The 6,192-nt window shown below is 65.9% G+C and carries 7 protein-coding genes; 5 read left to right on the top strand and 2 right to left on the bottom strand.

Going from position 1 to position 6,192, the window contains the following annotated elements; all coding sequences use genetic code 11:
• From B2Z70_RS11015 to B2Z70_RS10995, 5 genes are all read left to right on the top strand, one after another.
• Positions 1–1,620 (top strand): flagellar biosynthesis protein FlhA (locus B2Z70_RS11015; protein WP_292983272.1); only part of this gene is annotated, 1,620 nt, incomplete at its 5' end.
• Positions 1,621–1,643: 23 nt separating this feature from the next.
• Complete coding sequence (locus B2Z70_RS11010) at positions 1,644–2,627, top strand: flagellar biosynthesis protein FlhF (RefSeq protein ID WP_009803050.1); 984 nt, start codon at positions 1,644–1,646, stop codon at positions 2,625–2,627.
• On the top strand, positions 2,624–3,427 hold the full coding sequence (locus B2Z70_RS11005; protein ID WP_009803049.1) for a nucleotide-binding protein: 804 nt from the start codon (positions 2,624–2,626) through the stop codon (positions 3,425–3,427). Before B2Z70_RS11010 ends, B2Z70_RS11005 begins: the two co-directional genes overlap by 4 nt.
• 68 nt (positions 3,428–3,495) lie before the next feature.
• Positions 3,496–3,822, top strand: coding sequence for a hypothetical protein (locus tag B2Z70_RS11000; protein ID WP_009803048.1), 327 nt, complete (start codon positions 3,496–3,498; stop codon positions 3,820–3,822).
• 84 nt (positions 3,823–3,906) lie between these two features.
• A complete protein-coding gene (locus B2Z70_RS10995; protein WP_292983269.1) occupies positions 3,907–4,362 on the top strand; it encodes a hypothetical protein in 456 nt (151 codons plus the stop codon).
• Between the two features lie 76 nt (positions 4,363–4,438).
• Here B2Z70_RS10995 and B2Z70_RS10990 read toward each other — a convergent pair whose 3' ends face one another.
• On the bottom strand, positions 4,439–5,176 hold the full coding sequence (locus B2Z70_RS10990; protein WP_292983267.1) for a c-type cytochrome: 738 nt from the start codon (positions 5,174–5,176) through the stop codon (positions 4,439–4,441).
• 141 nt (positions 5,177–5,317) lie between these two features.
• Positions 5,318–6,190 (bottom strand): NAD(+) diphosphatase, encoded by an 873-nt coding sequence (nudC, locus tag B2Z70_RS10985; RefSeq protein WP_292983265.1) that lies wholly within the window; start codon positions 6,188–6,190, stop codon positions 5,318–5,320.
• Positions 6,191–6,192: the final 2 nt, after the last annotated feature.

Raw genomic sequence — 6,192 nt, 5'->3', positions numbered from 1 at the left:
GGCAAGCAGATGGCGATTGACGCCGACCTGTCCTCGGGCCTGATCAACGAGGATGAAGCCCGCAAGCGCCGCAAGGAGCTTGAAGAGCAATCGAACTTCTTCGGGGCCATGGACGGCGCCAGCAAGTTCGTGCGCGGCGACGCCATGGCGGGCATCCTGATCACCTCGATCAACCTGATTGGCGGCATGATCATCGGCGTCGCCCAGTCGGGCATGGATTTCGGCTCGGCGGCGAACACCTTCTCGACGCTGACCATCGGCGACGGTCTGGTCTCCCAGATCCCGGCGCTGATCGTGTCGCTGGCCGCCGGCCTTCTCGTCTCCAAGGCGGGGGTGGACGGTGCAGCGGAAGAAGCCGTGTTCGGCCAGCTTTCGGCCAACCCCGCCGCCATGGGCATGGTGGCCGGCACCTCGCTGGCCATCGGCCTGCTGCCCGGCATGCCGCTGATCCCGTTCGGCCTGATGGCGGCCGGCGCCGGCGCCCTAGCCTGGACCAGCGCCCAGCGACGCGAGAAAGCCGTGGAGACCGAAGCGCGCGAAGCCCTGGCCGAGGAAGAGGCCGCGGCCCAGGGACCCGATCCGACGGATGCGCCGATCGAGGACACCCTGCATATCGACGAGCTGAAGATCGAGCTGGGCTACGCGCTCCTGCCGCTCATCAACGATGTCGAGGGGCGCCGACTGACCGATCAGATCAAGGCGCTGCGCCGCAATCTCGCCCAGGACAGCGGCTTCGTGCTGCCGAGCGTTCGCATCGTCGACAATATGCAGATGCCCGGCGAGCAATACGTGCTGCGCGTGAAGGAGATGGAGGCCGGCGTCGGCGAGCTGAAGATCAACCAGATCCTCGCCATGAACCCGTCCGGCGCCCAGGTCGAACTGCCCGGAACCCACGTCAAGGAGCCGGCCTTCGGCCTGCCCGCCACCTGGATTGATGAGAGCAATCGCGAGGAAGCCACCTTCCGCGGCTATACGCTGGTGGACCCGGCGGCCGTGCTGGTCACGCATCTGACCGAAATCCTGCGCGACAACATGGCCGAGCTTCTGAGCTATTCGGAAACCGAGAAGCTGCTCGACGCCCTGTCGCCCCAGCATCGCAAGCTGGTGGACGAGATCACCCCGGGCCAGATCACCCGCGCCGGCATCCAGCGCGTTCTGCAGAACCTCTTGAAGGAGCGCGTCTCGATCCGCGACCTCGCCGCCATCATCGAGGGCATTGCCGAGGCGTCCGGCGCGACCAACAATCTCGACGCCATGACCGAGCATGTGCGCACGCGTCTGGCGCGTCAGATCTGCTACGCCAATCGCGGCCCGGACGGCAATCTGCCGGTGCTGTCGCTGAGCCCGCAATGGGAGCAGGCCTTCGCCGAAGCCCTGATCGGGGATGGCGAACGTCGCCAGCTGGCGCTCGCGCCCAGCAAGCTGCGCGAGTTTGTCGAGGTTGTGCGCGCCGCCTTTGACCGGGCGGGGATGAGCGGAGATGTCCCGGTGCTGCTGACCAGCCCGCATGTGCGCCCCTATGTGCGCTCGCTGACCGAACGCTTCCGCCCGCAAACCGTGGTCATGAGCCAGAACGAAATTCACCCCAGCGCCCGGCTCAAGACCGTCGGGCAGGTCTAGACCTGTAGAGGAGAGATGGCGCGATGCGCCTGCGCACCTACACCGGAGACAGCCTCAGCACCGTCATGGCGCAAGTCCGCCGTGAGCTGGGGCCTGATGCGGTGATCATCTCCACGACCGATTCCCCCGAAGGCGGAGTGCAGGTGCGCGCGGCGGCCGAGCGCGGCGCCGTGCAGCCCAGGGCTGAAACCCCGGAAGCGGCGCTGGCCAAGCGGGAAAAGGCGCGCATCACGGCGCGCGGCGAGGCGGATGAAGGCCTGACCCGGATTGCGCGCGCGCTCGGCTGGCACCTGCCGCCCGAACGCGCCTCTGAGGCCCTGATGGACAGCGCAATGGCGCTGGAGGACGGTGAAGCCACCGCCACGCTCGCCCGGGCGCTCGACCAGCGCTATGGCGTGCATCCGCTCGAACCCGATCCCGGTCGCCCGGTGCTGCTGGCGGGGCCGCCAGGTTCCGGCAAGTCCTCCGCCATCGCCAAGCTGGCCGCGCGCGCCGTCGCCCAGGGCCATGCCCCGGTCCTGGTCAGCGCGGACTCCCGGGCCGGCGCGGCCGAGCAGATGACCGCCTATGCCGATGCGCTGGACCTGCCGCTGGAGTGCGTCACAGGGCCCAGAGAGCTGCGCTCCGTGCTGGAAGGCCTGCCGGCCGGCCCGGTGCTGATCGATGTGGCCGGACTCAATCCGTTTGATCTTGATCAGCTCGATGATCTCGCCGCCCTGGCGGATGCGTCTGACGGGGAAATCGTTGCGGTGCTGGACGCCGGCATGACGCCGGGAGACGCCGAAGATGCCGCGGCTTTGTTCAGCTCGATCGGCGCCGGCCGCGTCATCGCCACCAAGCTTGATATCGCGCGACGCCTGGGCGCGCTTCTGGCGTTCGGCGAGGCGGGGCTCGCCTATGCGCAGATTTCCGCCTCCCCCTATATCGGCGACGGTCTCGCGCCCGCCACCGCGCTACGCCTGTCCAGACTGCTACTGGAAGACCCCGGAGAGGAGCTCCCGGCATGACGAATTTCGCTACAGACGCCGGCATGGCCCTGAGCGCGCCCCGTCGCGCCGGGCCGCTGCTGGCCATTGCGTCCGGCAAGGGCGGGGTGGGCAAGACCACGCTCGCCATCGCCATGGCCCATGCCTTTTCCAGGCGGGGCCAGCGCACGCTGCTGGTGGACGCCGATCTGGGGATGGCCAATGTGGACGTCCAGCTGGGCGTCAGCGCAGTCAGTGATCTCGCTTCGGTCGTGGCGGGCGATCTCAGCCTCGCCGAAGCGGTGAATTCAGCGGGCGAGGACAGTTTCGACCTGATCGCCGGACCGTCAGGCTCCGCCGCCCTTGCCGGGCTGGATCTTGAGAACGTCAACCGGCTGGCGGCGGGCGTCACCGCCGCCTCCATGGCCTATGACCGCACCCTGATCGACCTGGCCGCCGGAGCCGAGCGCTCCACCATTCGCCTCGCCGCCGCAGCCGATGACGTGATCGTCGTGCTCAATGATGAACCGACCTCGCTGACTGACGCCTACGCCTTCGTGAAGACCCTGCGCATGCGTGACGAGGGCGCCAGCCCCTTCGTCGTGGTCAACAATGCGCCCGATCACGCCTCCGCGCAGGCCGCGTATGCGGGCTTTGCCAAGACCTGTGAGAGCTTTCTGGGCTTCCGTCCGCCGCTGGCCGGCATTGTGCGGCGCGACCCGCATGTGCCCCAGGCGATTCGCGCCCAGGTCATGCTGGAGAAACGCTATCCCGCCTGTGACGCCGCCTCTGACATCGGCAAGCTCGTCAGGGCTCTGGAGCATGGCGTTCCGGTCAAGTAGACTGGCCGGGCCCTGGGGGGCGCGAGACGACAGGACCTCGACAAGAGGCCGGAACACGGGGGGTGCGCATGGCGGGCAATGACGCCTGGAGCCTGTTATGGGCGGGTTTCACATTCTTTGATCTGTCCTTCATCCTGATGGCGGGAATCGTGGCGGCGCTGGCCATGCGCCGCTGGGGACAGCTGACCGCCGCCGCCCTGATCGCCTACGCCGTGGACGTGCTGCTTCGCTTCACGCTGGAATTCATGAGCGCGGGCGACATGCCGGCCAATTTCGCAATGGACCTGGCCTTTGCCCGCATGGACATGCACGCCCTGTCCGCCATGCTGCGCCCCTTCCTCTATTTCGGGACCATCGCCATCCTGTTCGGGATCAAGAAGCGCTATGGCGGCTAGCCCGTCTGCATCTGAAGCACGGCCAGCCTGCATCCTGATCTGAAAGCGGCGCCGCCAGGACGCTGCGCCTGACAGGATCTCCGCATGCTTCACACTGCACTGACCGCCCTCGCCCTGCTCTACCCGCTCTCCGCTGATATTCAGATGGGGGGTGGCGAAACCGCCAATGCGCCAGCGCTTGATCAGCTGTGCGCGTCACAGACCCGTCGCGAACTGGACCCGTCCGAGCTTCCGCTCGCTCAGACGAGCCATGTCCAGATCGATTGCGACGGCTATGTCTTCAGGAATGCCCCGCGCCGGGCGGAATTCGTGTTCGCGGACGACCGACTGACCCATGTCTGGATCTTGCTGGAGCCCGATGAGCTGGATGCGCTGGAAGCGGATCTCACCCAGGACCATGGCGCGCCCTCGGTCAGAACGGACAGTTTCAGCGCCTTTTTCAATGCGCGGGCGGCGGTGCGGCGCGATGTTCCCGAAGCGCTCTTCTATTCCGAAGAGGCCGCGCCGCTGTTTGAAGCCTTCTTCGGCGATCAGGGCTGATCCCAGCTTGCGAGCAAAAGAAAAAGGACGCGTCCGGATGGACGCGCCCTTTTGATAAGCAGATTGCGGTGACCGCTTACTGGTCATCACCCTCTTCAGGCTGCGGCTCGGCAGCGGGCTCTTCAGCCTCAGAAGCAGGGGCGGCAGCGTCGCCCTCATCCATCATCTCAGGTTCGACGGCATCATCCATGGCGACCGAGTCAGCGTCAGCCTCCTCGTTCATGTCGCCCTCAGCCATCTCCGCCTCTTCAGCCGGGGTCGCCAGCGGTTCAGGGAACGGCATGTCAGAGCTGCCTTGCTCATGCATGTAGGCGATCAGGTTGATGCGATCTTCCTGGTCGCGCAGGCCGGCGAAGCTCATCGCCGTGCCCGGAATATAGCGGCGCGGATTTTCCAGGAAGTTGTAGAGGTTCTCATAGTGCCAGTCCGGCGTGGTCGTCGCATATTCCTGCATGGCGCCGGAATAGTTGAAGCCGTCCACGGCGGCCACGGCGCGACCCAGGACACCATACAGGTGCGGGCCGGTGCCATCAGCCATGCCGGAATCAAATGTGTGGCAGCTGGCGCAGCGACGCGCGACGCGCTCACCGGCGCTCACATCGGCGCTGGCGAGCAGAAGACCGAAATCGACCGGTCCTTCTTCCTCTTCCTCGGCGGCGCCAGTGTTCTCCAGCGCGGCCAGGTCAACCGGGTAGCCATATTCCTCGGGCTGTTCGACATGGAACAAGCTGTCACCAAGAGTGGTCAGCCCCAGGACCACCAGAGCGATCGCCAGGAGAGCGGCAGCCAGCTTATTGAAGAAAAGAGAGCCCATGAGCGTCCTCACCGATCCCTACTGATACAAACGGAGTGTGGCGGTGTTTGGCACGCTCCGGCGAAAGAGGCAACCAGTTCACACCGCTTCGAAAGGTATTGCCCAGTTCAATCTGACAAGCGCGACAGGGCGTCGCAGGTCTCAGTCCGAACCGGCAGCGAGCCATCTTTCTATCAGCATACGCGCGATTGAGAAGTGCGATGGCATCATCCGGGCGATCTCGCTGTTGAAAAGCGTGCGCACCTCTTCGCGCATGAACCAGCGCGCATCCTCCAGATCATCATCGGGCACGACCTCGCCCGGTTCGACTTCGGCCATCAGACCGATCATCAGCTGGGAGGGAAACGGCCAGGGCTGGGTCGTGACATACTCCACCGAGGTCACCTTGAGGTGGACTTCCTCGGCCACTTCACGGGCGCAGGCCGCGTCCACGGTTTCGCCAGGCTCCATGAAGCCCGCGAGCGTGGAGTACATGCCTTCCGGCCAGTTGGGCTGGCGGCCGAGCACGCATTTGTCGCCTGCATGCACCAGCATGATCACGCTGGGATTGACCCGCGGGAAGTGCTCGGTCTGACAGGAGGGACAGATCCGCTTGGACCCGGCATCCGCGCCCACAGTCTTCTCGCCGCAATTGGAGCAGAAGGCATGCTCGCGATGCCACATCAGGAGCGAGCGGGCGCGCCCGAACGTGCTGGCGAGCTCTGGCGGGGCGTGAATGGCCGATTGTCGGAAGTCGGGGCCTTTCTCGGCCACGCCCTTTTCCACCGCGCCGGCGAACCAGGGCGCGCCATCCAGCAGGCCCAGGAATATCAGCCCCGGCGATTTGAGCGGCAGGCGCGCAGCGTATTTGGCGCGCATGATCAGGGGCGCGCCCTGCTCATCCATGGCCAGATCCCCGCCTGCAAACAGGACAGCCTGCGCCTTGCGGTCCGCAAGCTGGCTTTCGATCCAGTCCGGATCAGACCGGAGCAATCCCGCGTGATCGAGCGCGGCGTCGGTGAACGTCAGTTTCATGT

This window comes from Oceanicaulis sp. UBA6590 (assembly GCF_002433705.1).
Lineage (GTDB): Bacteria > Pseudomonadota > Alphaproteobacteria > Caulobacterales > Maricaulaceae > Oceanicaulis.
The sequence above is the reverse complement of the archived record's forward strand: the minus strand, read 5'-3'. Positions and strand labels throughout refer to the sequence as shown.

Bases quoted from the DNA above. Each gene is read 5' to 3' on its own strand.
- B2Z70_RS11010 (WP_009803050.1), top strand. From the start codon at position 1,644: ATGCGCCTGCGCACCTACACCGGAGACAGCCTCAGCACCGTCATGGCG.
- B2Z70_RS11005 (WP_009803049.1), top strand. From the start codon at position 2,624: ATGACGAATTTCGCTACAGACGCCGGCATGGCCCTGAGCGCGCCCCGT.
- B2Z70_RS11000 (WP_009803048.1), top strand. From the start codon at position 3,496: ATGGCGGGCAATGACGCCTGGAGCCTGTTATGGGCGGGTTTCACATTC.
- B2Z70_RS10995 (WP_292983269.1), top strand. From the start codon at position 3,907: ATGCTTCACACTGCACTGACCGCCCTCGCCCTGCTCTACCCGCTCTCC.
- B2Z70_RS10990 (WP_292983267.1), bottom strand. From the start codon at position 5,176: ATGGGCTCTCTTTTCTTCAATAAGCTGGCTGCCGCTCTCCTGGCGATC.
- nudC (WP_292983265.1), bottom strand. From the start codon at position 6,190: ATGAAACTGACGTTCACCGACGCCGCGCTCGATCACGCGGGATTGCTC.